Raw genomic sequence first — 25,927 nt, 5'->3', positions numbered from 1 at the left:
GCGGGGACGAGCAGCGACGATGGCGGGATGGAGTCCACCGCAGGCCGGGCCGCCCGCCGCACGCCCTCGCGGCGGCCCGCGCTCCCGCTGCCCGGCTGGCTCGACGGCCCCATGACCAGCTGCCACCTGGTGATCGGCGCGGCCGGGATGCTGCTGGCCATCGGCCTGGTCATGGTCTTCTCCGCCTCGGCGATCAAGGCCGCGCTGGCTGACCAGCCGGCCTGGCGGCCGGGCGTCGACCAGCTGGTGTTCGCCGCGATCGGCCTGGTCGCGCTGCTGGTCGCCGTGCGGCTGCCCACCGCCGTCCTGCGGCGCTGGGCGCGCCCGGCGATGGGGGCGGTGCTGGTCCTCCTGCTGCTCGTCGCCATCCCCGGCATCGGCACCGAGCTGAACGGCTCGCGGGCCTGGTTCGACCTGGGCTTCACCAACTTCCAGCCCTCCGAGCTCGCCAAGCTGGTGCTGGCCGTCTGGGGGGCGCACGTGCTGGCGCTGCGGGCCGGCTACCTCACGATCAACAGCCTGCTCGTGCCGCTGGTGCCGATGTTCCTGATCATCTGCGGGCTGCTGATGCTCGAGCCCGACTTCGGCGCCTCGGTCACCCTCGGCCTCGTGCTGTGCGGCCTGCTGCTGGCCGCCGGGGCCCCGTGGAAGGTGTGGGCGACCATGATCGGCTCCGCGGTCACCGCCGCCGTGGGGCTCGTCGTCATCGCCCCGTACCGGATGGAGCGCTGGACGGCGTTCCTCGACCCGTTCGCCGACCCCACCGACTCCGGCTTCCAGGCCATCCGTGGCTTCTACGCCCTGGCCACCGGCGGCTTCTGGGGTGTGGGGCTGGGCAACAGCGCGATGAAGTGGAACCTGCTGCCCGAGGCGGAGTCGGACTACATCTTCGCGATCATCGGCGAGGAGCTGGGCTTCCTCGGCTGCCTGGTGGTCGTCGCGCTCTACGGCGTGCTGGCCTACGCCGGCTTCCGCATCGCCCGCCGGTCGGCCGACCGCTTCGTGCAACTGGCCACGATCGCCATCACCGTGTGGCTGGTCGGGCAGGCGGCCATGAACATGGGGTACGTGGTGGGTCTGGGTCCGGTCACCGGCGTCACGCTGCCGCTGGTCTCGGCCGGCGGCACCTCGCTGGTGCTCACGCTGTTCATCGTCGGGCTGCTCATCCGCTTCGCCCGGTCCGAGCCCGCGGCGATCGAGCACCAGCGGCAGCGGCCCGCCGGCCGGCTGACCCGCCTGCTGCTGCCCGTCCCCGCGCACGCCGTCGACCCGGTCCGGCCGCTGCGGGCGCGCCGCCGCTCCGAGGAGTCGCCCCGGCGGGTGCGCACCACCTCCGGCTCGGGCGCCCGCACCGTCGTCCGCGTCCCCCCGCCGTCCGCCCGCGCCCCGCGCGAGCGCGCGGCGGCCCCGCGGGAGCGGCGGGCGGCGGACCGGTCCCGCGGCGCCGAGGCCCGGCGTCAGCCGCCGGCGCGCGCCCGCGCCGCCGCGCCCGACGCGCCCCGGCGGCCCCGGTGACCCGCGACCCCGGGCGCCCGGTGAGCGTCGTGCTGGCCGGCGGCGGCACGGGCGGGCACATCGAGCCGATGCTCGCCCTGGCCGACGCGCTGCTGCGGCGCGCCGGCGCGGTCCACGGCGGGGTGCGGGTGACCTGCCTGGGCACCGCCCGCGGCATGGAGACCCGGCTGGTCCCCGCCCGCGGCTACGACCTGCGGCTGATCCCGCCGGTCCCGCTGCCGCGCAAGCCGACGCTCGACCTGCTCAAGGTGCCCGGCCGGGTGCGCCGGGCGGTGACCGAGACCCGGGCCCTGCTCGACCAGCTGTCCGCCGACGTCGTCGTCGGCTTCGGCGGCTACGTCGCGCTGCCGGCCTACCTCGCGGCGCGCGGCCGCGTGCCGGTGGTGGTCCACGAGCAGAACGCGTTGCCGGGCCTGGCCAACCGGATCGGCGCCCGGATCGCCGCGCGGGTGGCCGTCACCGCGCCGGGCACCCCGCTGCACCGCGGCGAGCACGTCGGCATGCCGCTGCGGACGGCGATCAGCTCGCTGGACCGGCCGGCCCGCCGCGCCGAGGCCCGCGCCGCCTTCGGGCTCGACCCCGACCGCCCCACCCTGCTGGTGTTCGGTGGCTCGCAGGGGGCGGCCTCGCTCAACCGCGCCGCCGTCGGAGCGGCCGACGCGCTGACCGCCGCCGGGGTGCAGGTCCTGCACGCCCGCGGGCCGAAGAACACCGACGTCACGGTCCCGGCGCGTCCGGCCGGGCAGCCGCCCTACGTCGTCGTCGACTACCTGGAGCGCATGGACCTCGCCTACGCCGCCGCCGACCTGGCCCTGTGCCGGTCGGGCGCGGTGACCGTCGCGGAGCTGTCGGCCGTCGGGCTGCCCGGGGTGTTCGTGCCGCTGCCCATCGGCAACGGCGAGCAGCGGCGCAACGCGCTGCCGGTCGTCGAGGCCGGGGGAGGGCTGCTGGTGGAGGACGCGGACCTGTCCCCGGCGTGGATCGGGGAGCACCTGGTGCCGCTGCTGACCGACCCGTCGGCGCTGGCCGGCTACGCGGCCCACGCGGCCGCGGCCGGGGTGCCCGACGCCGACGAGCGGCTGGCCGACATCGTGCTGGAGGTGGCTGGGGCATGAGCGCGGCTGCGGTGGCCGCCTGGCGGGAACCCATCCCGGGGCTGGCGGACCTGGGTGGGGTGCACTTCGTCGGGATCGGCGGGGCCGGCATGAGCGGCATCGCCCGGATCATGCTGGCGCGCGGGGTGCGGGTGAGCGGCAGCGACCGGCGCGACACCCCCACGCTGCTGGCGCTGCGCGCGCTGGGCGCCCGCGTCGAGCTCGGTCACGCGCCGGGGAACCTGGGGGACGCCGACACGGTCGTCGTCTCCACGGCCATCCGCGAGGACAACCCGGAGCTCGCCGCCGCCCGCGAGCGGGGGCTGCGGGTGCTGCCGCGGGCGGTGGCGCTGGCGGCCGTCATGGCCGGGCGGCGCAGCGTGGCCGTCGCCGGCACGCACGGCAAGACGTCGACGACCTCGATGCTCACCGTGGCGGTGCAGGCCTGCGGGGTCGACCCGTCGTTCGCGATCGGCGGCGACCTCAACGAGTCGGGCAGCAACGCCCACTCCGGCGAGGGCGACGTCTTCGTCGCCGAGGCGGACGAGAGCGACCGGTCGTTCCTGCTGCTGGCCCCGCACGGGGCGATCGTGACCAACGTCGAGGCCGACCACCTGGACAACTACGGCGACCTGGCCGCCGTCGAGGAGGCGTTCGACCGCTTCCTCGGCACGGTCGCGCCCGGGGGGTTCGTCGTGCTGTGCGCCGACGACCCCGGCGCGGCCCGGCTGCGCGCCGTCCCCACCCCGGCGCGGGTGCGCACCTACGGCACCGCCGAGGACGCCGACCTGCGGCTGGTCGACGTCGAGGTCGGCGCCGAGACGACGGCCTGGACCGCGGTGCTGGACGGCGAGGTCCTCGGCCGCGTCGCCATCCGCGTGCCGGGCGAGCACATGGCCCGCAACAGCGCCGCCGCGCTGCTGGCCGGCCTCGAGCTCGGCCTGCCCGCCGACGCGCTGATCGCCGGGCTCGGGCGCTTCGGCGGCGTGCACCGCCGGTTCGAGCTCAAGGGCGTCGCCGGTGGCGTGCGGGTCTACGACGACTACGCCCACCACCCGACCGAGGTGCGGGCGCAGCTGCGCGCGGCCCGCGCCGTGGCGGGGGAGGGGCGCGTCGTCGTCGCCTTCCAGCCGCACCTGTACAGCCGCACCCGGGAGTTCGCCGCCGGCTTCGGCGAGGCGCTGGGGCTGGCCGACGAGGTCGTGGTCATGGACGTGTACGGCGCCCGCGAGGACCCGGTGCCCGGCGTGACCGGCGCGATGGTCGCCGACGTCGTCCCGCTGCCGGCCGGGCGCGTGCACTTCGAGCCCTCCTGGTCGGCGACGGCGCCCGCGCTGGCCGAGCGCGCCCGCCCGGGCGACCTGGTCATCACGATGGGCGCCGGGAACGTGTCGATGGTCGGCCCCGAGGTGCTCGCGGCGCTCACCGCGCGGGGCGACGGGCCGGCTGGGCCGACCGGCGGTCCGGCGCAGCGGTGAGCCGGGCCGCCACCACCCGCGACCGCCAGCGCGGCGGGCCGGCCGACGCGGCCCGCCGCCCGGCCCGCCCGCCGCGGCGCCCGCTGGACCCGCGGCGCCGGCTGGCGATCCGCGTCGGGCTGGTCCTGACGGCGCTGGCCGTCGCGGCGTGGGTGGTGTGGGGGAGCCCGCTGCTGGCGGTCTCCACCGTGCGGGTGGACGGGGCCGGCTCGCTCACCGCCGAGCAGGTGCGCGCCGCCGCCGGGATCGAGGAGGGGACGCCGCTGCTGCGGGTCGACACCGACGCCGCGGCGGCACGGGTGGCGCGGTTGCCCCAGGTGGCCTCGGTGCAGGTGACCCGCGGCTGGCCGCAGACCGTCGTCGTCACCGTCGTCGAGCGGGTGCCGGTCGCCGTCGTCGAGCGGGACGGCACGCGGGTGCTGGTCGACGCCGACGGGGTGCTCTTCGACACGGTGACCGGGGAGCCGCCGGCCGGGGTGGTGCCGCTGGAGGTGCCCGACCCCGGTCCCGAGGACCCGGCCACCCGCGCCGGGCTCGCCGCGCTCGTGGAGCTGCCGCGCGACGTGCGCACCCGCGTGGCCACGGTGGCCGTCGCCTCCGCCAACGACGTGGTCCTCGTCCTCGACGACGGGACCACGGTGCTCTGGGGGACCGCCGAGGAGTCCGCCGAGAAGGCCGACGTCCTGGTGGCGCTGCTGGAGCAGCTGGCCTCGGGCGCGCTCGACCCCGCCACGACCATCGACGTCAGCGCGCCGTCCGCCGTCGTCCTCCGCTGAGGGCCTGCCCCCGGACCCCGCCGTGATCATCGGCCGGTGGCTGCCCCTGGCCGGCGTGTCGGTGACCACCTGCCGATGATCACGGCCGAGCCGCGGACCAGGCGGCCGGCGCGGACGGGGCGACACGCCCACCGGCGGCGACACGCCCGGCGCGCCCGATCGCCGGAAAGTGCCCGGGCCGGGCGTGTTCCGGCAGGTGGAGCGGCACATGAGACGAAACGGCCGCGAGTCGTCACGATCAGTGGTGTTCTTGTGACCACCGGGTTGCGGGAGGTCGGTGAGGTTCCGCCGATGCGACACGCCGGGCCCGTGGCGGTGCTTGTAGGCCCCTCTGGCCACACCTAACTTCGTGCCCGTCGACCCAGTTGACATAACTATAAGGCTTTACTTGAGGATGAGGGTCGAGGTCGGGAGCCCCACATGACACCTCCGCACAACTACCTCGCGGTCATCAAGGTCGTCGGCATCGGCGGCGGCGGGGTGAACGCGGTCAACCGGATGATCGAGGTCGGCCTGAAGGGGGTCGAGTTCATCGCCATCAACACGGACGCCCAGGCGCTGTTGATGAGCGACGCCGACGTCAAGCTCGACGTCGGTCGCGAGCTCACCCGCGGGCTGGGCGCCGGCGCGCAGCCGGACGTCGGCCGGCAGGCCGCCGAGGACCACCGCGAGGAGATCGAGGAGGTGCTCAAGGGCGCCGACATGGTCTTCGTCACCGCCGGCGAGGGCGGTGGCACCGGCACCGGTGGCGCGCCCGTCGTGGCGTCGATCGCCCGCAAGCTCGGTGCGCTGACCATCGGTGTCGTCACCCGCCCGTTCTCCTTCGAGGGCAAGCGCCGCGCCGTGCAGGCCGAGTCGGGCATCGACGAGCTGCGCAACGAGTGCGACACGCTGATCGTCATCCCCAACGACCGGCTGCTGCAGCTGGGCGACCGCAACGTCAGCGTGATGGACGCCTTCCGCACCGCCGACCAGGTGCTGCTGTCCGGTGTCCAGGGCATCACCGACCTGATCACGACGCCGGGTCTGATCAACCTCGACTTCGCCGACGTCAAGTCGGTCATGTCCGGCGCCGGCTCCGCCCTCATGGGCATCGGCAGCGCCCGCGGGGACAACCGCGCGCTGCTCGCGGCCGAGCAGGCCATCGCCAGCCCGCTGCTGGAGGCCTCGATGGAGGGCGCCCACGGCGTCCTGCTGTCCATCTCCGGCGGCTCGGACCTCGGCCTCTTCGAGATCAACGAGGCCGCCTCGCTGGTGTCCGACGCGGCGCACGCCGACGCGAACATCATCTTCGGTGCGGTCATCGACGACGCCCTCGGGGACGAGGTCCGGGTGACGGTCATCGCGGCCGGCTTCGACAGCGGCCGTCCCAGCGCCCGCAAGGACGTCGGGATGGGGACGGTGACGCCGGCGGCGCCGGTCGCCCCGCCCGCGCAGGCCCGACCGGTCGCGCCCGCCCCCGCCCAGGTGCGCCCGGTGGCCCCGGCGGCCACGGGGGAGCGGCTCGTCGGCGCCCCCGGTGCCGCCGTGCCCCCCGCCGCCCCCGCGGCCCCGGTGCCGGGGCGTCCCGCCGCCGGCGGCATCGCGGTGCCCCCGCTCCCGCCGATCGCCGGCCCCGCGGCCACGAGCGCGGCCGCCCCCGGTCGCCGCCCGCTGTCCAGCGAGGACTTCGAGGAGGAGCTGGACATCCCGGAGTTCCTGCGCCAGTAGGAGCGCCCGGTAGCGTCGAGGCCATGAGTTCCGGACCGGCCGCCCCGTCGGCGGTGCGACCCCGCCGGGTCGTCACCGATCGACGGGGCGGCCGGTCCGTGTCGCCCTACGACACGTTCAACCTCGGCGGGCACGTCGGCGACGACCCCGCCGCCGTCGACGCCAACCGCGCGCGGCTGGCGCGCGAGCTCGGGACCGAGCCCGGCCGGCTGGTGTGGATGGACCAGGTGCACGGGGCCGGCGTCGCCGTCGTCGACGGCCCGGTCGAGGGGGCGCTGCCGGCGACCGACGCGGTGGTGACGGCGACCCGCGGGCTCGTGCTCTGCGTGCTGGCCGCCGACTGCGTCCCGATCCTGCTGGCCGACTCCGACCGCGGGATCGTGGCGGCGGTGCACGCCGGCCGGGAGGGACTCCGGCAGGGCGTCGTCCCCGCGGCGCTGTCGGCGATGGCGAGCCTCGGGGCGCGCGCCCGGCACGTGTCCGCGCTGCTCGGGCCCGCCGTCTGCGGGGCCTGCTACGAGGTCCCGGAGCAGATGCAGGCCGAGGTCGCCCGCGTCGCCCCCGCCGCCGCCGTCCGCACCCGGGCGGGCACCGCCGGCCTGGACCTGCGCGCCGGCGTGGAGGAGGTCCTGCGCCGGGCCGGCATCCCCGAGGTCGTGCACGACCCGCGCTGCACGGTCGAGGACCGCACCCTGTTCTCCCACCGGCGCGACGGGGTCACCGGTCGCCAGGCCGGCGTCGTCTGGCTGGCCTGAGGCGGGCCCTCCGGCGCCCACCGGTCGCGAGCTCGCGGCGGGGCCCTGCGAGGACGCCGGCGGCGCGCGGGAGGATCGGGGCATGAGCACGCTCGCGGACAACCTGCGCCGCGTGCGCGCGCGGATCGACGCCGCGGCCCGCGCGGCCGGTCGGGACCCGTCGTCGGTCGCCCTGCTCGCCGTCAGCAAGACGTGGCCCGCCGAGGACGTGCGCGCGCTCGCCGGACTCGGCCAGCACGACTTCGGGGAGAACCGGGCCCAGGAGCTGACCGGCAAGGCCGCCGCGCTGGAGGACGTCGAGCTGCGCTGGCACTTCATCGGTCAGCTGCAGCGCAACAAGGCCGCCGCCGTCGCGCGCACCGGGGCCGTCGTGCACTCGGTGGACAGGCCGGCGCTGCTGGGCCCCCTCGCCCGCGTGGGAGAGGAGACCGGCCGGCCCGTGGAGGTCTACCTGCAGGTGGACCTCGGCGGTCCGGAGGGCGAGCTCGCCGCCCGCGGCGGGGCGGTGCCGGACGACGTCCCGGGGCTGGCCGAGGCGGTGGCCGGGCAGCCCGGGCTGCGGCTGCGCGGGGTCATGGCCGTCGCCCCGCGCGGGGAGGACCCGGCGGCGGCCTTCGCGCGCCTGGCCGACGTCTCCGCCCGGCTGCGCGCCGACCACCCGGACGCCGCCGGCATCTCCGCCGGGATGAGCGGGGACCTGGAGGCCGCCGTGGCGGCCGGCAGCACGATCGTGCGTGTCGGAACCGCGATCTTCGGCGACCGGCCCCTACCCTCCCCGTCAGATGCGGCTCACCAGCCACGCGAGTCACACCAGTCACACGGGCCCCGGGGGTCCGAGTAGAGGGGGAGGTCCGATGGCCGGAGCCATGCGGAAGATGGGCATCTACCTCGGGCTCGTCGAGGACGACGACGCCCGCGCCTACGGCCGGTACGACGCCCGCCAGTCCGACGACCGCTACGACGACCGGCGCTACGGCCGCTACCTGCCCGAGGACGGGTACGACGACGCCCTCGACGACCGGCACCTCGACGACCGGCGGCTGGACGACCGGCGGCTGGACGACCGGCGGCTGGACGACCGGCGGCTGGACGACCGGCGCGTCGGCGACCGGCTCGGGGACGCGCGCTACGACTACTACGACGACGAGGTCGAGGCTCCGGCGCCGCAGCCCGAGCCGGTGACGCTGCGCCGGTCCGGGTCGGCCCGCAACCTCGGGCTCGCGCCCACGGCCGGCGCGACCCCGGCGAGCCGGCTGACGTCGGCGTCGGCCGGTGCCGCCGCCGCCCCGGTCCGCGAGCCCGCCCCCGCGCCGGAGCCCGCGGCCGAGGCCGAGGCGGCGCCCGTCCCCGCGCCGCAGCCCTACCGCATCACGACGCTGCACCCGCGCACCTACAACGAGGCGCGCCAGATCGGCGAGAGCTTCCGCGACGGCCGGCCCGTGATCATGAACCTGTCGGAGATGGACGACGCCGACGCGAAGCGCCTGGTGGACTTCGCTGCCGGTCTGTCGTTCGGGCTGCGCGGTAGTATCGAGCGCGTCACGGCGAAGGTGTTCCTGCTCAGCCCGCGGGACGTCGACGTGACCGCCGAGGACAAGGCGAAGATCCGCGAGGGCGGGTTCTTCGACCGGTCCTAGGCGCCACCGGCCGCCCGTGGCCGGTGGTGGGCGAGGCACGCCGGTGCCCCTGGACGAGCGAGGACCGTGGCTCTCTTCTGGTACATCGTGTCGTCGGTCCTGCTCGTCTTCCTCGTGCTGCTCTTCGCGCGGTTCGTCGTCGACTGGGTGATGGTCCTGGCCCGCAGCTGGCGGCCCTCCGGCCTGGTCGCTGCGGGACTGGAGGTCGTGTACGCGACCACCGACCCGCCGCTGAAGGCCATCCGCAAGGTCATCCCACCGCTGAACCTGGGGGCCGTCCGGCTGGACCTCGGGTTTATGGTGCTCCTGATCGCCGTGTTCATCCTGCGCGACATCACGACTCGGCTGGCCATCACCGCGTGAGTCCCGATCCGCGCCGGTCACGTCGTCGCCGCGCGTCGGGTGGCACTCACCGCCGCTCGTCCGAGAACGTCCCTGTTCCCGCCGTCCGACCCGAGGTGAGCTAGTTGCCACTCACGCCCGCCGACGTCCACAACGTCGTCTTCAAGAAGCCGCCGATCGGCAAGCGGGGCTACGACGAGGACGAGGTGGACGCCTTCCTCGACGTCGTCGAGGCGGAGCTCGCCCGGCTGATCGAGGAGAACAACGAGCTGCGGGCCAACACCGGCCGCACGCCCGCGACCGTCGTCGACCAGCAGCCCGCCCCGGCGCCGGCCGCGGTGCAGGCGCCCCCGCCGCCGCCCGCCGCGCCGCGCGAGGACGACAGCGCCCGCGCCTCCCGGATGCTGGCCCTGGCCACCGAGACGGCCGACCGCTACGTCAACGAGGCCAAGGCCCAGGCCGACGAGATGGTCTCCGGTGCCAAGACCAACAGCGACCGCATGCTGTCCGAGGCCCGCGCCAAGAGCGAGCAGATGGTCAGCGAGGCCAAGATGCGCGCCGACACGATGATCGGTGACGCGCGCACCCGCGTGGACACGATGGAGCGGGAGGCCCGCGCCAAGGCCGCGGCCCTGGAGCAGGACGCCGAGCGTCGCCACTCCGAGGTCGTCAGCGGTCTCGAGCAGAAGCGCAGCAGCCTCGAGCGCAAGATCGAGGAGCTGCGCACCTACGAGCGCGAGTACCGCACCCGCCTGAGGTCCTACCTCGAGTCGCACCTGCGCGACCTCGACGGCCGCGGGTCCGCCGAGCCGGCTCCGGCCGGCCGGCAGAACCAGCACGCCTCCGCGTAGCGGCGCCCGGCGCCCCGCGCCGTCCCCCCGAGGGCCCCCGGACCACCGGTCCGGGGGCCCTCGGCGTGCCGAGGCCGCCGTCGGGCGGCCGTGCGGTGGCCGCGGATACAGTCGGGCGGTGATCTTGGCGGCCGGGCTGCTGGTGCTCGCCGGGCTCGGGCTGTTCGTGGCCGGCCTGGCGACGGGGACGACGGCGTTCTCCTGGGCCTGCACGGCCTGCTGCGGCGTGGCCGCGGTGCTGCTGGTCGTCGTCCGGCTGCGGCCCGGGGCCTGGGACGCCCCGGCGGCCGCCCCAGTCCGCCCCACCGACGCCGGGGACCGCGTCCCGGCCGCGGCGACCTCTGCCGAGGCCGCGCCCGCCGCAGCGGCCGGGGCGCCGGCGGAGACCGACGCGGGCGCGGGAGCCGGGACCGCGGCACCCACCGGACGGCACTCGGCGCCGGAGGCGTCGCCCGCCGGTGACGCCGCGCCCGGGACCGCGGCACCCGCAGCGGGGCCGGCCGGTGTCGCCGGCAGCGGCGGGGACGACCCGGCCGAGGAGGACGTCGAGTTCAGCGACCTGCTCCTGGTCGTGGACATGCGCGACGAGGTGCTCGTCGTGGACGAGCACCCGCGCTACCACCTGGCCGACTGCCGCTGGCTGCGCGGCCGGGCCACCGTCCCGCTGCCGGTCGCGGAGGCCCGCGTGGACGGCTTCACGCCGTGCGCGGTCTGCCGTCCCGACGGCCACCTCGCCGACGTCGCCCGGGCCCGCCGGTCGGCCGCCCGGGACTGACCCGCCCCGTCGCCGGCCGTCCCGCATCGCCCGCCCCGGCGCGGTGGCCGGGGCGGGGCCGGCGGGTCAGCCGGCGCGGACCACCCAGAACCGCGACCCGTCGGGGCCCTCCACGCCGGGGCCCTCGCCGGCGGAGCCGCCCTGCACGCGCACCGCGAGCACCTCCGCAGCGACGGCCTCGGCCTGCTCGGTGAGCGCCTGGGCGAGCGGGCCCCCGGCCGTCCAGTGCAGCTCGATCCGGTCGCTGACGGCGAGCCCCGCGGCCTTGCGGGCCTCCTGCACCAGGCGCACCGCCTCGCGGACCAGCCCGGCGCGCTCCAGCTCCGGCGTGAGCGTCAGGTCCAGCGCCACGGTCAGGCCACCGCCACTGGCGACAGTCCAGCCCTCGCGCGGGGTCTCGGTGACCACCAGGTCGCCGTCCTCCAGCGCCACCGGGACGCCGTCGACCTCGACCGACGCACCCCCCGACCGGTACGCCGCGACCAGCGCGCGGGCGTCGGCGGCGGCGACGGCCTTCGCCACGGCCTGCACCTGCTTGCCCAGGCGGCGGCCGACGGCGCGGAAGTCGATCTTCACGCTGACGTCGACGAGCTCGCCCTCGACGGCCGAGAGCTCGGTCAGCTCCTGCACGTTCAGCTCGTCGGCCACCTCGGCGACGAGGTCGCGGGGCAGCTGCGCCCAGCCGGGGGCGGCGACGAGGGCGCGGGCCAGCGGCTGGCGGGTGCGGACCTTCGAGGACGTCCGCGCCGAGCGGCCCAGCTCCACCAGCCGGCGCACCAGCGAGACCTGCTCGACCAGCTGCGGGTCGCGGGCACCGGCGTCGGCCTGGGGCCACGAGGACAGGTGCACCGAGTCCGCGGCGTCGTCCCGGCCGGGACGGACCGCGCGGGCCCACACCTCCTCGGTGACGAACGGCGTGAACGGCGCCATGAGGCGGGTCAGGCCGTCGAGCACCTCGTGCAGCGTGCCCAGCGCGGCCGGGTCGCCGTCCCAGAACCGGCGGCGGGAGCGCCGCACGTACCAGTTGGACAGGTCGTCGACGAACTGCGCGAGCAGCCGGCCGGCGCCCTGGGTGTCGAAGTCCTCCAGCGCCGCGGTGACGCCCTCGGTGACCTCGGCGAGGGTGGCCAGCGCCCAGCGGTCCAGCAGCGGGCGCTCCGCGCGCGGGGGAGCGGGGGTGCTGGATGGGTCCCAGCCGTTGGTCTCGGCGTAGAGGGTGAAGAAGCTCGCCGTGTTCCAGTAGGTCAGCAGGACCTTGCGGACCACCTCGGACAGCGTCTCGTGCCCCACCCGGCGGGCCGACCACGGCGAGCCGCCGGCCAGCATGAACCAGCGCACGGCGTCGGCGCCGTGCCGGTCCATCAGCGGGATCGGCTCGAGGATGTTGCCCAGGTGCTTGCTCATCTTCCGGCCGTCCTCGGCGAGGATGTGGCCCAGGCACAGCACGTTCTCGTAGGAGCTCTGGTCGAACACCAGCGTGCCGACCGCCATGAGCGAGTAGAACCAGCCGCGGGTCTGGTCGATCGCCTCGCAGATGAACTGCGCCGGGTAGGCGGCCTCGAACTGCTCCTGGTTCCGGTACGGCGCGCCCCACTGCGCGAACGGCATCGACCCGGAGTCGTACCAGGCGTCGATGACCTGCGGCACCCGGCGGAAGGTCCCCTCGGTGCCGGGCAGCGTGAACGTGACGTCGTCGATGAAGGGCCGGTGCGGGTCCAGGTCGGACAGGTCGCGGCCGGTCAGCTCCGACAGTTCGGCGAGCGAGCCGACGGCGACCACGTGCGACGGGTCGGCGTCGTTGCGCCAGATCGGCAGCGGCGTGCCCCAGTAGCGGTCGCGCGACAGCGCCCAGTCGACGTTGTTGTGCAGCCAGTCGCCGTAGCGGCCCCACTGGATGGTCTCGGGGTACCAGCGGGTCTTCTCGTTCTCCGCCAACAGCCGGTCCTTGATCGTGCTGGTGCGGATGTACCAGGACGGCTGCGCGTAGTACATGAGCGGCGTGTGGCAGCGCCAGCAGTGCGGGTAGCTGTGCTCGTAGCGCTGCTCGCGCCACAGCACGCCGCGCGCCTGCAGGTCCTCGACCAGCGACTCGTCGGCCACCTTGAAGAACCGGCCGCCCACCAGGCCGACCTCGGGCAGGAAGTGGCCGGTCGAGTCGATCGGGTTGACCACGGGCAGCCCGTAGCCGCGGCAGACGGCGAGGTCGTCGGCGCCGAAGGCGGGGGACTGGTGCACCAGCCCGGTGCCGTCGTCGGTGGTGACGTAGTCGGCGAGGACGACGTAGTGCGCGTCCCCCTCGGGGAACTCCACCAGCTCGAACGGCCGCTGGTAGTGCACCCGCTCCCAGTCGCGCCCGGTCGTGGTGGCCAGCACCTCGCGGGGGGTGTCGGCGCCCAGGACGGCGTCCACCAGCGGCTCGGCGACGACGACGGTGCGCTCCCGGCCCTGGTGCTCGGCCCGGACCACCAGGTAGGTGACCTCGGGGTTGACCGCGACGGCGGTGTTGGACGGCAACGTCCACGGCGTCGTCGTCCAGATCAGCAGGTCGGCGCGGCCGGCCCACTCGCCGCTGGTGACCGGCAGGCTGACGTACACCGAGGGGTCGGTGATCGACTCGTACCCCTGGGCGACCTCGTGGTCGGACAGGCCGGTGCCGCAGCGCGGGCAGTACGGCGCGACGCGGTGGTCCTCGACCAGCAGGCCCTTGTCGAAGACCTGCTTGAGCGACCACCAGACGCTCTCGACGTAGTGCGGGTCCATCGTCCAGTAGGCGGTGGACATGTCGACCCAGTAGCCCATCCGGCGGGTCAGCTCGGAGAACGAGTCGACGTGCCGCAGCACCGACTCCCGGCACCGCGCGTTGAACTCGGCGATGCCGTAGCGCTCGATGTCGGGCTTCCCGGCGAAGCCCAGCTCCTGCTCGACGGCGATCTCCACCGGCAGGCCGTGGCAGTCCCAGCCGGCGCGGCGGGGCACGTGCCAGCCCTGCATCGTCTTGAAGCGGGGGAAGACGTCCTTGAACGCCCGGGCCTCGATGTGGTGGGTGCCCGGGCGGCCGTTGGCCGTCGGCGGGCCCTCGTAGAAGTTCCACTGCGGCTTGCCCTGGCTGTCGGCCAGGCTCCGGGCGAAGACCTCCGCCTCCTCCCAGCGACGCAGCACGTCGTGCTCCAGCGCGGGCAGGTCGACCTGCGGGGGCATGGCGCGGAAGCGCCCGGGGGGCGTCGCCGGGGAGGGAGCCGAGTCGGGACCGGGAGAGCTCACGCCCCCATTGTCCCCGAGCCGTCGACCGGGTTCGGCACGGCGTGCGGCGGAGGCCCGGGCCGGTCGGATCGCGCGGGCGCGCCGGTACGGGAGACTGCCCCCGTGCTGGGGGGCGGGCGGTGAACGAGACGGTCACCGTCGCGCTCGCCGTCGGCTCCGTCGTGGTGCTCGTCGCGGCCGTCGCGCTGCGCGTGGCCGACCGGCTGGGACTGCCCAGCCTGCTGCTGTACCTCGCCCTGGGCGTGGCCCTGGGGGAGAGCGGCCTGGGCGTGGACTTCGAGGACGTCGAGCTCACCCAGACCCTCGGCGTCACCGCGCTGGTCGTCATCCTCGCCGAGGGCGGGCTGACGACCCGCTGGGGCGACGTCCGGCGGGCCCTCGGGCCGGGCGTCGCCCTGGCCACGGTGGGCGTGGTCGTCAGCGTCGCCGTCACCGCCGCGCTCGCCGTCGCGGTGCTGGACATGAGCTGGTCGTTCGCGCTGCTGCTGGGCGCCGTCGTCAGCTCCACCGACGCCGCGGCCGTGTTCGCCACCCTGCGGCGCCTGCCGCTGCCCCGGCGGATGGTGGCGGCGCTGGAGGCGGAGTCCGGGCTGAACGACGCCCCGGTCATCCTCCTGGTGGTCGTCCTGTCCGAGCGGCTCGTCGGCGGGGAGGCGCGCCCGTGGTGGGTCACCGCGCTCGCGGTGGTCGCCGAGCTCGCCGCGGGAGCCGTGATCGGCGTCGTGCTCGGGACGGCGGGGGCGTGGCTGCTGCGCCGCGTGGCGCTGCCGCTGTCGGGCCTCTACCCGCTGGCCACCCTCGCCCTGTGCGTCCTGGCGTTCGCCTCGGCCGACCTCGTGCACGCCTCCGGGTTCGTCGCGGTCTACCTGTGCGGCCTGGTGCTGGGCAACGCGCCGCTGCCGCACCGCTCGGCGAGCATCGGCTTCGCCGAGGGCATGGCGTCCCTGGCCCAGATCGGGTTGTTCGTGCTGCTGGGCCTGCTCGCCTCGCCGGACCGGCTGCTGGGCGCGCTCGGGCCGGCGCTGGTCGTCGGCGCGGCGCTGCTGCTGGTCGCCCGGCCCGTGTCGGTACTGGTCAGCCTGGCCCCGTTCCGGATGCCCTGGCCGCAGCAGGTCTTCGTGTCGTGGGCGGGACTGCGCGGCGCCGTGCCGATCGTGCTGGCCACGTTCCCGATCGCCGCCGGCGTGCCACAGGCCACCACCGTGTTCGACACCGTCTTCGTGCTCGTGGTCGTGTTCACCCTCGTCCAGGGCCGGTCGCTGCCCTGGGTGGCCCGCGGGCTGGGGATCGCCACGCCCGTCACCCCGCGGGAGGTCCAGGTCGAGGCCGCGCCGCTGGAGGAGCTCGACGCCGAGCTGATGCAGCTGACGGTGCCCGTGGGGTCGCGGCTGCACGGCGTCTACCTGCCCGAGCTGCGGCTGCCCGAGGACGCCGCCGTCGTCCTCGTGGTGCGCGACGGGCGCCCGTTCGTGCCCGACGCCGGCACGCGGCTGATGCGCGGGGACCAGGCGCTGCTGGTCGCCGCCCGCCGGTCCCGCGAGGAGGCCGAGCGCCGGCTGCGCGCGGTCTCCCGGGCGGGCCGCCTGGCCAGCTGGCGCGGCGAGACCGGCGACCCCAGCCAGGCCGACTGAGGGGCGGTCAGGCGACGAGCTCGAGGGTCTTCGTCGTCTCCTCGCGGACCTCGGCGAGCAGCGCGTGGTCGGTGGCCAGGCTGCGGCCGTAGGAGGGGATCGCCTCCTGCAGCCGGGGCCGCCACGCGTCCAGGTGCTGCGGGAAGCAGCGCTCCAGCAGCGTGAGCATCGCCGACACGGCCGTCGACGCGCCGGGGGAGGCCCCCAGCAGGCCGGCGATCGAACCGTCGGCGCCGGTGATCAGCTCGGTGCCGAACTGCAGGACGCCCTTGCCGCTCGCCGCGTCGCGCTTGATGACCTGCACCCGCTGGCCGGCGGTGATCATGTCCCAGTCGGCCTGCTCGGCCAGCGGGACGAACCCCTGCAGGGTCTTGTGCCGGGCCGCGCGCGACTGCAGCAGCTCGCCGATCAGGTACTTGGTGAGCGCGAGCTCGGTGCGGGCGACGCCCAGCATCGAGCCCAGGTTGTTGGGCTTCACCGACAGCGGCAGGTCGAACACCGAGCCGGCCTTGAGGAACTTCGGCGACCAGCCGGCGTAGGGGCCGAACAGCAGCGAGTACTCGCCGTCGACCAGGCGCAGGTCCAGGTGCGGCACCGACATCGGCGGCGCGCCGACGGCGGCCTGGCCGTACACCTTCGCCTGGTGCCGGGACACGAGCTCGGCGGAGCGGGTGCGCAGGAACTCGCCGCTGACCGGGAAGCCGCCGAAGCCGCGGATCTCGGGGATGGCGGCCTTCTGCAGCAGCGGGAGCGCGCCCCCGCCGGCGCCCACGAAGACGAACCGGGTGCGCACCGTGCGGCGCTCGCCGCTGTCGACGTCGGTGACGGTGACCCGCCAGCGGCCGTCGTCCATCCGCTCCACGTCCGAGACCCGCTGACCCACGTGCACGTACACCCCGCGCGCCTCGGCGTCGGTCAGCTGCAGGCGGGTGAGGGCGCCGAAGTTGACGTCGGTCCCGGCGACGGCGCGGGTCCCGGCAACCACCTCGGCCGGGTCGCGGCCGGCCATCATCAGCGGCGCCCACTCGGCGAAGGTCGCCGGGTCGTCGGTGTACTCCATGCCCTCGAAGAGGGGGTGCGAGGTCAGGGCGGCGTAGCGGTTGCGCATGTAGGCGCGCCCGTCCTCACCGGTGACGAAGCTGATGTGCGGCACCGGGGCGATGAAGTCCTTCGGGGACCCGGTCATGCCCTGGCGCACCAGGTGCGACCAGAACTGCCGCGACAGCTGGAACTGCTCGTTGATCGTGATGGCCTTGGTCGGGTCGACCCGCCCGTCGGGTCCCGCCGGCGTGTAGTTCAGCTCGCACAGCGCCGCGTGCCCGGTGCCCGCGTTGTTCCACGCGTCCGAGCTCTCCCCGGCGACGGCGGGACCGGACTCGAAGACCGAGATGCTCCAGTCGGGCGCGACGATGCCGAGCAGCGACGCGAGGGTCGCGCTCATGATGCCGCCACCGACGAGGACTACGTCGGGATCGGTGGCGGGGGCGGGCTCGGTGGACACGATTGCCTCTCTGGCCGGGTACGAGGTCCGACACCGACCATCGGCTCTCCCGAGCCCGGGCACGCCCCCTCGCCGGTGTGAGATGCGTCGTACCCGGTATGACATGAGTCACGCGGACGGTGGTGTCCGTGCGTGGGCCGCCGCGGCGGGACGGGGCGGCACGCGCACCCGGCTATCGTCCTACGACCGTCCGGGCGGCCGGCACCCGCCCGTCACCCGCCCGCCACCTGCCCGTCACCCCGGGACCCGAGACCCCTGGAGCACGCGCTGTCCGCTGAGCCCGAGGACGCCCGCGACGAGGGCCTCCCGCCGGCCGGGTCGCCCGCGACCGCCGGGCCCGCCGGCCGCCGGCCGCGCACCGCCCTGCTGCTGGCGCTGGCCGCGGGGGTGCTGCTGCTGGACCTGGGCAGCAAGCTGCTCGTCGTCGCGACGCTCGACCGCGGCGAGGACGTGCGGCTGCTGGGCGGTGCGCTGTACCTCACGCACGCCCGCAACACCGGTGCGGCGTTCTCCTTCGCCCAGGGCTTCACCGTGGTGTTCACCCTGATCGCGGTCGCCGTGGTGGTCGTCATCGTCCGCGCCTCGCGCCGGCTGTTCTCCCTGGGCTGGGCGGTGGCGCTCGGGCTGGTCCTCGGCGGCGCGCTGGGCAACCTGGTCGACCGCGTCTTCCGGGACCCGGGGTTCCTGCGCGGCGGGGTCGTCGACTTCATCTCGGTGTTCGCCCCCGGCGGCGAGTTCTTCCCGATCTTCAACGTGGCCGACTCGGCGATCACCTGCGGTGGCCTGCTCGGCGCGGTGCTCGCGCTGCGCGGCATCGAGTTCGACGGCTCCCGCGGCCGGGACGGGGACGGGGACGGGGACGACGATCGGGACGGGGACGGCGACCGGGCCGGGGACGACGACCGTGCCCGGCGCCGGCGCGACGATCGCGGCTGACGTGCGGCGGCGCTGCGTCGGGCCGTCCGCACGGCCGGTCACAATGGGCGCGTGACCTCAGGCCTGCACCGCGCCCTGCCGGTGCCCGACGGGCTGGAGGGGCAGCGGGTCGACCAGGCGCTGTCGCGGCTGTTCGGGCTGACCCGCGCCGCCGCGGCCGACCTCGCCGACGCCGGCGCCGTCGTCGTCGACGGCCGGGCGCGAGGCAAGGGCGACCGGCTGACCGGCGGCAGCTGGCTGGAGGTCGAGCTGCCTCCGCCGCCGGGCGAGCCGGTGCCCCCGCAGCCGGTCACCGGCATGGCGATCGTGCACGACGACGACGACCTCGTGGTGGTGGACAAGCCCGTCGGCGTCGCCGCGCACCCCAGCCCCGGGTGGGAGGGGCCCACCGTGATCGGGGGCCTGGCCGCGGCGGGCTACCGCATCTCCACGTCCGGCGCCGCCGAGCGCCAGGGCGTCGTCCACCGGCTGGACGCCGCGACGACCGGGCTCATGGTGGTGGCCAAGAGCGAGCGCGCCTACACCGCGCTCAAGGCCGCGTTCAAGGAGCGGACGGTCGACAAGGGCTACCACGCGCTCGTCCAGGGCCACCCCGACCCGTCGCGGGGCACCATCGACGCGCCGATCGACCGGCACCCCCGGCACGACTGGAAGTTCGCCGTCGTCACCGGCGGCCGGCCCTCGGTGACGCACTACGAGGTCCTCGAGGCCTTCCCGGCCGCGAGCCTGGTCGACGTCCACCTGGAGACCGGTCGCACCCACCAGATTCGCGTGCACTTCTCGGCGATGCGCCACCCGTGCGTCGGCGACCCGCTCTACGGCGCCGACCCCACGCTCGCCGCCCGGCTGGGCGTCTCCCGGCAGTGGCTGCACGCGGTGCGGCTGGGCTTCGAGCACCCCGCTGACGGCGGCTGGGTGGAGTTCACCAGCGACTACCCGGCCGACCTGGCGGGGGCGCTGGCGATCCTGCGGGCCGAGGCCTAGCCGCCGGTGGACGCCCTGCCGACGTCGCTCGCCGACTGGGGGCCGGCGGCCCTGTCGGCCGTCGCCGTGGCGGTCTACCTCGTCGTGGGCGAGCCCGTCGTCGGTGCCGTCCTGCACCGCCGCTTCGAGGGGCGGCTGCGCACCGACGCCGGCGCGCGGCGCTCGTTCTACCGCCGGCTGCTGGTGCTGGAGTGGGGCCTCGCGCTGCTCGCCCTGGTCATCTGGCTGTCCGCACCCGGCGTCGACGCCGCCGCGCTCGGGCTGCGCTGGCCCGACGGGTGGCCCGGCCCGGTCGGCGGCGGGCTCACGCTGGTGGTCCTGGCGCTCGTCGTCGTCACCACCCGGGCGCTGCGCGGCGGCGCGCTGGTCGCGCAGCCGGAGCCGGCCGCCGGCGAGGGGCGGCACGCGGAGCTGCCGGTGCACGCCGCCCTCGCGCTCCTGCCGCGCAGCCGCGCCGAGCGGCGGCTGTTCACGGTGGTGGGGCTGACCGCCGGCATCTGCGAGGAGTGGCTCTACCGGGCGTTCTTCCTGGCCGTGGTCTCCGCCGTCACCGGCGGGCTGCCGGCCGCGGTGCTGGTCGCGGTCGCCGCGGTCGCCTTCGGCCTCGCCCACGCCTACCAGGGCCTCGGTGGGGTGCTGACCACCGGCCTGCTCGGCGCGGTCCTGGCCGCGGTGTACCTGAACACCGGCTCGCTGCTGCTGCCGGTCGTGCTGCACGCGCTGGTCGACCTGCGCTTCCTCGTCGTCCCCTCCCGGGTGCTGCCGCCGGCGGTCGCCCGGTGAGCGCCACCGTCGCCGGGCCGGCCGACCGCGCGGAGCTGGTGGCGCTGCGCACCCGGGTGTTCGTCGAGGAGCAGGGGGTCCCGCCGGAGCTCGAGCAGGACGCGCTCGACGCGGTGGCGGTGCACGCGGTCGCCCGGGACGCCAACGGGCGCGTCGTCGCCACCGGCCGGCTGTTCGAGCGCGACGGGCGCGGGGTGATCGGCCGGATGGCGGTCGACGCGGCCGCGCGGGGCCGCGGTCACGGTGCGGCGGTGCTCGCGGTGCTGCACCGGGAGGCGCGGCGGCGGGGGCTGGCCGAGGTGGAGCTGCACGCCCAACTGGGCGCCCGCGGCTTCTACGAGCGGGCGGGGTACGCCCCGGTGGGCGAGGAGTACGAGGAGGCCGGGATCGCGCACGTCACGATGCGCCGGCCGGTCACTCCGGAGGACCCGGACGGGTGCCCGGGCGCGGGCCCCGGCGGGGGAGCGGACGTGTGACGGACCGGACGGCCCGCCCGCGCGGGACACGTTCCGTCAGACCCTCGGCGTAGACAGTCCGCAGTGCGAGGATCGGGGGCGGCCACCTCCCGAGGAGCCGCCCGAGACCCCGCACCGCCGGTCTTCCCCACCGGTCGCCCGCCGGCCCGCCGACGGTCGGGCACGCACGACCACCGAGGAGCACGACCGCCCGTGACCAGCACGTCCGACTCCTTCGTCCACCTGCACGTCCACACCGAGTACTCGATGCTGGACGGCGCGGCGAAGCTGCCGGAGGTCACGAAGGCCGCCGCCGAGCACGGCATGCCGGCGCTGGCGATGACCGACCACGGCAACGTGTTCGGCGCCTACGACTTCTACAAGCAGGCCAACTCCGCCGGCGTGAAGCCGATCATCGGCATGGAGGGGTACTACACGCCCGGCTCCCGCTTCGACCGGGCGCCGTTCGACTTCGGCGACAACCTCATCGATGAGGAGGGCGACGGCGGGTCCAACCGCGGCAAGGCCGCGTACACGCACATGACGCTGCTGGCCCGCACCACCGAGGGGATGCACAACCTCTTCCGCATCTCCTCGCTGGCCAGCCTCGAGGGCCAGTACCGCAAGCCGCGCTTCGACCGCGACCTGCTCGAGAAGTACGGAAAGGGCCTCATCGCCACGACCGGCTGCCCGTCGGGCGAGGTCAACATGTGGCTGCGCGCCGGCAAGGAGGACAGGGCGCGCCAGGCCGCCGCCGACTTCCAGGACATCTTCGGCAAGGAGAACTTCTACGCCGAGCTGATGGACCACGGGCTGGCCATCGAGAAGAAGACCCGTCCGGCGCTGATGGCGATCGCGAAGGACCTCGGCATCCCGCTGCTGGCCACCAACGACCTGCACTACACGCACAAGGAGGACGCCGAGGCCCACGACGCGCTCCTGTGCATCCAGACCGGGTCGCGGCTGAACGAGACCAACCGCTTCCGGTTCAACGGCGACGGCTACTACCTCAAGAGCGCCGCGGAGATGCGGGCGCTGTTCGACGGTGACCTGCGCTCGGCCTGCGACAACACGCTGCTGGTCGCCGAGCAGTGCGAGGTGTCGTTCACCGAGGGCGCCGACCTCATGCCCCGGTTCCCGCTGCCGCCGGGGGAGGACGAGACCTCCTGGTTCGTCAAGGAGGTCGAGCGGGGGCTGCACAAGCGCTACCCGGCCGGCATCCCCGACCACGTCCGCAAGCAGGCCGACTACGAGGTCGGGATCATCACCCAGATGGGCTTCCCGGGGTACTTCCTCGTGGTCGCCGACTTCATCAACTGGGCCAAGGACAACGGCATCCGCGTCGGCCCCGGGCGTGGCTCGGCCGCCGGCTCGCTGGCCGCGTACGCCATGGGCATCACCGACCTGGACCCGCTCGCCCACGGCCTGATCTTCGAGCGCTTCCTCAACCCCGAGCGCGTCTCCATGCCCGACGTCGACATCGACTTCGACGACCGCCGCCGCGGCGAGGTCATCCAGTACGTCTCGCAGAAGTACGGCGAGGAGCGGGTCAGCCAGATCGTCACCTACGGCACCATCAAGGCCAAGGCCGCGATCAAGGACGCCGCCCGGGTGCTGGACCGTCCGTTCTCGGTGGGCGACGAGCTGACCAAGCTCATGCCGCCGGACGTGATGGGCAAGGGCATCCCGCTGTCGGGGGTGTTCGACCCGTCCCACCCGCGCTACAAGGAGGCCGCGGAGTTCCGCGCCCGCTACGAGTCCGACCCCGGCGCGGCCGAGGTCGTGGACCAGGCCCGCAAGCTCGAGGGGCTCAAGCGCCAGTGGGGCGTGCACGCCGCCGGCGTGATCATCGGCCGGTACCCGCTGATCGACAGCATCCCGATCATGCGGCGCGAGGCCGACGGCGCGATCATCACGCAGTTCGACTACCCGACCTGCGAGACGCTCGGCCTGCTCAAGATGGACTTCCTGGGCCTGCGCAACCTCACGGTCATCGACGACGCGCTGCGCAACATCGTCGCCAACGGCAAGGAGGCGATCGACCTCGACGAGATCAGCAAGGACCTCACCGACAAGGCCACCTACGACCTGCTGGCCCGCGGCGACACGCTCGGGGTCTTCCAGTTCGACGGCGGCCCGATGCGGTCCCTGCTGCGGCTCATGCGGCCGGACAACTTCGAGGACATCTCCGCGGTCGGCGCGCTCTACCGGCCGGGGCCGATGGGCGCCAACTCGCACACCAACTACGCGCTGCGCAAGAACGGCCAGCAGGAGATCACGCCGATCCACCCCGAGCTGGCCGAGCCGCTCGAGGACATCCTGGGCGGCACCTACGGCCTGATCGTGTACCAGGAGCAGGTCATGGCGATCGCGCAGAAGGTCGCCGGGTACTCGCTCGGCAAGGCCGACCTGCTGCGTCGCGCCATGGGCAAGAAGAAGAAGTCCGTCCTGGACGCCGAGTTCGTCGGCTTCGAGGCCGGCATGAAGGAGCGCGGCTACTCCGCCGCGGCGATCAAGACGCTGTGGGACATCCTGGTCCCGTTCGCCGACTACGCCTTCAACAAGGCCCACTCGGCGGCCTACGGCCTCGTCTCCTACTGGACGGCGTACCTCAAGGCGAACTACCCGGCCGAGTACATGGCCGGCCTGCTGACCAGCGTCGGCGACGACAAGGACCGCCGCCCGATCTACCTCGCCGAGTGCCGGCGGATGGGCATCAAGGTGCTCCCGCCGGACGTCAACGAGTCCTCGTGGGACTTCGCCGCCGTCGGCACCGACATCCGCTTCGGCCTGGCCTCGGTGCGCAACGTCGGCACCAACGTCGTCGAGTCGATCGTGCGGGCGCGCGAGGAGAAGGGCGCGTTCAAGGACTTCTCCGACTTCATGCGCAAGATCGACACGGTGGCCTGCAACAAGAAGGTCATCGAGTCCCTGGCCAAGGCCGGTGCCTTCGACTCCCTCGGGCACTCCCGGCAGGGCATCGTCGCCATCCACGCCCAGGCCGTGGACTCCGCGATGGGCCTCAAGCGCAAGGAGGCCGAGGGGCAGTTCGACCTGTTCGGCAGCTTCGGCGAGGAGGCCGGCAGCGACGACCCGTTCGGCGGGGCGCTGGAGATCACCATCCCGACGGCCGACTGGTCCAAGAGCGAGCGGCTCATGTTCGAGCGCGACATGCTCGGCCTCTACGTCTCCGACCACCCGCTGCACGGCGTCGAGCACGTGCTCACCTCGCACGCCGACACCCCGATCGCCGAGATCAACGCCGGCGGGGTGGAGGACGGCGCGAACGTCACCATCGCCGGGATCCTCACCGCGGTCTCGCCCCGCACCAACAAGCAGGGCGCGCCGTGGGCCATCGCCACGGTGGAGGACCTGGAGTCCGGCATCGAGGTGCTGTTCTTCCCCAAGACCTGGGCCGAGGTCTCGGAGAAGGTGGTCCGGGACCAGATCGTCGTGGTCAAGGGCCGCATCAGCCGGCGCGACGACCAGCCGTCGCTGTTCGGCTCCGAGGTGACCATCCCCGAGCTCACCGAGGGCCCCCGCGGCCCCGTCCTGGTGTCGATGGCCGCCGCCCGCTGCACGCCGCCGGTCGTCGAGCGGCTGCGCGAGGTGCTCGGCAGCCACCCGGGCACCACCGAGGTGCAGCTCAAGCTCGTCAACGGCGCCCGCGAGACCGTGCTGCGGCTCGACCAGGGCCTGCGCGTGCGTCCCAGCACCGCGCTCATGGGCGACATCAAGGCGCTGCTCGGCCCGACCAGCGTCGCGCTGCTCTGAGCGCCGGCGCGCGTCGGTGGGAGGGGTGCACCCGGGGCGGCCCGGTGCGGAGGGGTTCACTGGAGGGGTGAGTGACCCCGCCGGTCCGCTGCCGGCTGCCGAGGCCGGAGCCCTGCGACCGTGGGACGGCAGCGACGGCGTGGGTGCACGCCGCACCGCCGGCCCCGGCGGCCGGGCCGCCGCCCGCCGGGAGAGCCGCCGCGCCTGGACGGCCGCCGGCCGCTGGGGCGGGGCCGCGGAGGTGCGCGCGGACCTCGTGCCGGCGCTGCGCCTGGCCGCCGTCGTGGTCCTCGCCGGGATCCCGGCCGGCCTGCTGTGGTGGCTGCTCGCGCCGCGCGAGGACTACCGGGTCGTCGCCGACGGCGTCGAGCCGCTGGGGGCCACCTCCGCGGAGCTGTTCGCCGCCGACGACAGCGTGTTCGTGCTGGTGATGGCCGGGCTCGGCCTCCTCGCCGGTCTCGCCGGGTGGGCCCTGCGCCGGCGCCGCGGCGTCACGGTGCTGGCCGCCCTCGCCGCCGGGCCCGGTCTGGCCGGCGTCCTCGCCTGGCAGCTGGGGGAGCTGCTCGGCGCCGGCCCCACGCGCGAGGACCTGGCCGACGTCGGGGCGACGGTGACCACCCGCCTGGAGCTGCAGTCGCTGCCCGCGCTGGCGGTCGCCCCGTTCGTCGCGGTCCTCGTCTACGTCGTCGCGACCCTGCTGGCCTCCGGCGAGGACCTGGGCCGCACCCCCGAGCGCGCGCCGGCCGGGCCCCCGGCGTCGGTCGACGGGCCGTCCGGGCCGGGCGTCAGTTGACGCTGCGCGGGCCGGCGAAGCGCTGCAGGGGCGCGGGCACCGCGCCGATGGTCTCCAGCAGCGTCAGCTCCCGGCGCAGCAGCCGCGTCTCGGTGACCAGCCGCCGGCGGGTCGCGGACTCGGCGAGCAACGCCTGCCGGTCCTCGGTGGTCAGCAGCGCGGCCGAGGCCACCAGGTAGGACAGCGCCCGCGGGTCGTCGCCCACGGCCTCCATCAGCGCGGCGCTCTCCTCGTCGCTCTCGCCCATCGCGGCGATGTCCTCGCCGTCGCCGTCGCCACCCCGCAGCGCGCCGACCGCGGCGACGTACCGGGCGAACAGGTCACCCACCCCGCGGACCAGCACGTCCAGCGACCCGCGGGCGACGGAGCTGACCAGCTCGTCCAGCCCCGCGGCCGCGACCTCGTCCGGCGGCCCGAGCGGCGCCTCCCCGGGCAGGCCGACGATGCCCTCGGCGTCCCCGGCGGCCTCCTCGGCGGCCTCCTCCTCGGCGAGCCACTCCACCTCGGCCTGCAGGTACGGCGGGTCGTCGGTGACCAGCACGTCCAGCAGCCGGAACCGGTCCCCGCCCACGGTCACGATGGAGAACCCGCCGTCGGATAGCGGCCGCACCGACTGCAGCCGCGCGGTACAGCCGATGTCGTACAGCGCCTCGGCCGGGGCGACCTGCTCGACCTCCCACCCCTGCCGGATGGCCACGACCCCGAAGGAGCCCGGCGTCCCGTGCTCGGCGCGCTGCACCAGCAGGTCGCGCATCAACCGCCGGTAGCGGGGCTCGAACACGCGCAGCGGCAGGACGACGCCGGGGAACAGGGGCGTCCCCAGCGGGAAGAGCGGGATGACCTGACCCACGCCGCGAGCGTAGGGCCCCGGTCCGG

The 25,927-nt window shown here is 75.2% G+C and carries 21 protein-coding genes; 18 read left to right on the top strand and 3 right to left on the bottom strand.

Features of this window, described 5'->3' with window-relative positions:
• Positions 1-27: 27 nt before the first annotated feature.
• From ftsW to ACI781_RS11805, 11 genes are all read left to right on the top strand, one after another.
• Positions 28-1,515 (top strand): putative lipid II flippase FtsW, encoded by a 1,488-nt coding sequence (ftsW, locus tag ACI781_RS11855; protein ID WP_456566303.1) that lies wholly within the window; start codon positions 28-30, stop codon positions 1,513-1,515.
• A complete protein-coding gene (gene murG / locus ACI781_RS11850; RefSeq protein WP_456566302.1) occupies positions 1,512-2,630 on the top strand; it encodes an undecaprenyldiphospho-muramoylpentapeptide beta-N-acetylglucosaminyltransferase in 1,119 nt (372 codons plus the stop codon). The genes ftsW and murG overlap by 4 nt, the downstream gene beginning before the upstream one ends.
• Positions 2,627-4,087: a UDP-N-acetylmuramate--L-alanine ligase gene (gene murC / locus ACI781_RS11845; protein ID WP_456566301.1), complete on the top strand. Its 1,461-nt coding sequence runs from the start codon at positions 2,627-2,629 to the stop codon at positions 4,085-4,087. The genes murG and murC overlap by 4 nt, the downstream gene beginning before the upstream one ends.
• Entirely contained in the window at positions 4,084-4,863 is a 780-nt protein-coding gene (locus tag ACI781_RS11840; protein ID WP_456566300.1) for a cell division protein FtsQ/DivIB, read from the top strand. Before murC ends, ACI781_RS11840 begins: the two co-directional genes overlap by 4 nt.
• A 420-nt stretch (positions 4,864-5,283) precedes the next feature.
• A complete protein-coding gene (gene ftsZ, locus ACI781_RS11835; protein ID WP_456566299.1) occupies positions 5,284-6,573 on the top strand; it encodes a cell division protein FtsZ in 1,290 nt (429 codons plus the stop codon).
• Positions 6,574-6,596: 23 nt separating this feature from the next.
• On the top strand, positions 6,597-7,328 hold the full coding sequence (pgeF, locus tag ACI781_RS11830; protein ID WP_456566298.1) for a peptidoglycan editing factor PgeF: 732 nt from the start codon (positions 6,597-6,599) through the stop codon (positions 7,326-7,328).
• Positions 7,329-7,410: 82 nt separating this feature from the next.
• Entirely contained in the window at positions 7,411-8,169 is a 759-nt protein-coding gene (locus ACI781_RS11825; RefSeq protein ID WP_456566297.1) for a YggS family pyridoxal phosphate-dependent enzyme, read from the top strand.
• A 13-nt stretch (positions 8,170-8,182) separates the two neighbouring features.
• A complete protein-coding gene (locus ACI781_RS11820) occupies positions 8,183-8,965 on the top strand; it encodes a cell division protein SepF (RefSeq protein ID WP_456566296.1) in 783 nt (260 codons plus the stop codon).
• Between the two features lie 66 nt (positions 8,966-9,031).
• On the top strand, positions 9,032-9,328 hold the full coding sequence (locus ACI781_RS11815; RefSeq protein ID WP_456566295.1) for a YggT family protein: 297 nt from the start codon (positions 9,032-9,034) through the stop codon (positions 9,326-9,328).
• 104 nt (positions 9,329-9,432) lie between these two features.
• Positions 9,433-10,158 (top strand): DivIVA domain-containing protein, encoded by a 726-nt coding sequence (locus ACI781_RS11810; RefSeq protein ID WP_456566294.1) that lies wholly within the window; start codon positions 9,433-9,435, stop codon positions 10,156-10,158.
• A 118-nt stretch (positions 10,159-10,276) separates the two neighbouring features.
• Entirely contained in the window at positions 10,277-10,933 is a 657-nt protein-coding gene (locus ACI781_RS11805; RefSeq protein ID WP_456566293.1) for a hypothetical protein, read from the top strand.
• A gap of 66 nt (positions 10,934-10,999) precedes the next feature.
• On the opposite strand, the gene ileS is transcribed toward ACI781_RS11805, so the two are convergent.
• On the bottom strand, positions 11,000-14,194 hold the full coding sequence (ileS, locus tag ACI781_RS11800) for an isoleucine--tRNA ligase (RefSeq protein WP_456566292.1): 3,195 nt from the start codon (positions 14,192-14,194) through the stop codon (positions 11,000-11,002).
• A 119-nt stretch (positions 14,195-14,313) separates the two neighbouring features.
• Between ileS and ACI781_RS11795 the strand changes: the two genes are divergently transcribed.
• The gene (locus ACI781_RS11795; protein WP_456566291.1) at positions 14,314-15,825 is read left to right on the top strand and encodes a potassium/proton antiporter; all 1,512 of its coding nucleotides are present in this window, start codon (positions 14,314-14,316) and stop codon (positions 15,823-15,825) included.
• A 7-nt stretch (positions 15,826-15,832) separates the two neighbouring features.
• Here ACI781_RS11795 and mqo read toward each other — a convergent pair whose 3' ends face one another.
• A complete protein-coding gene (gene mqo / locus ACI781_RS11790) occupies positions 15,833-17,326 on the bottom strand; it encodes a malate dehydrogenase (quinone) (protein ID WP_456566290.1) in 1,494 nt (497 codons plus the stop codon).
• A gap of 387 nt (positions 17,327-17,713) precedes the next feature.
• Between mqo and lspA the strand changes: the two genes are divergently transcribed.
• The 6 genes from lspA (at position 17,714) to ACI781_RS11760 (ending at position 25,051) form a co-directional block, all read left to right on the top strand.
• Positions 17,714-18,262: a signal peptidase II gene (gene lspA, locus ACI781_RS11785; RefSeq protein WP_456566289.1), complete on the top strand. Its 549-nt coding sequence runs from the start codon at positions 17,714-17,716 to the stop codon at positions 18,260-18,262.
• A 51-nt stretch (positions 18,263-18,313) separates the two neighbouring features.
• Positions 18,314-19,246, top strand: coding sequence for an RluA family pseudouridine synthase (locus ACI781_RS11780; protein WP_456566288.1), 933 nt, complete (start codon positions 18,314-18,316; stop codon positions 19,244-19,246).
• A 6-nt stretch (positions 19,247-19,252) separates the two neighbouring features.
• Positions 19,253-20,029 carry a CPBP family intramembrane glutamic endopeptidase gene (locus ACI781_RS11775; protein ID WP_456566287.1) on the top strand — a complete coding sequence of 259 codons (777 nt, stop codon included), beginning with the start codon at positions 19,253-19,255 and terminating at the stop codon, positions 20,027-20,029.
• Positions 20,026-20,505 (top strand): GNAT family N-acetyltransferase, encoded by a 480-nt coding sequence (locus ACI781_RS11770; protein ID WP_456566286.1) that lies wholly within the window; start codon positions 20,026-20,028, stop codon positions 20,503-20,505. Before ACI781_RS11775 ends, ACI781_RS11770 begins: the two co-directional genes overlap by 4 nt.
• Before the next feature lie 192 nt (positions 20,506-20,697).
• On the top strand, positions 20,698-24,258 hold the full coding sequence (dnaE, locus tag ACI781_RS11765) for a DNA polymerase III subunit alpha (RefSeq protein WP_456566285.1): 3,561 nt from the start codon (positions 20,698-20,700) through the stop codon (positions 24,256-24,258).
• A gap of 67 nt (positions 24,259-24,325) precedes the next feature.
• Positions 24,326-25,051, top strand: a complete 726-nt coding sequence (locus ACI781_RS11760) for an LPXTG cell wall anchor domain-containing protein (RefSeq protein ID WP_456566284.1) — start codon at positions 24,326-24,328, stop codon at positions 25,049-25,051.
• Here ACI781_RS11760 and ACI781_RS11755 read toward each other — a convergent pair.
• Positions 25,044-25,901, bottom strand: coding sequence for an LON peptidase substrate-binding domain-containing protein (locus tag ACI781_RS11755; RefSeq protein WP_456566283.1), 858 nt, complete (start codon positions 25,899-25,901; stop codon positions 25,044-25,046). The two genes, ACI781_RS11760 and ACI781_RS11755, sit on opposite strands and share 8 nt — an antisense overlap.
• Positions 25,902-25,927: the final 26 nt, after the last annotated feature.

Source organism: Blastococcus sp. SYSU D00695, assembly GCF_054050555.1.
Note: the sequence above shows the minus strand (reverse complement) of the source record. Positions and strands in the feature narration are given on the sequence as shown.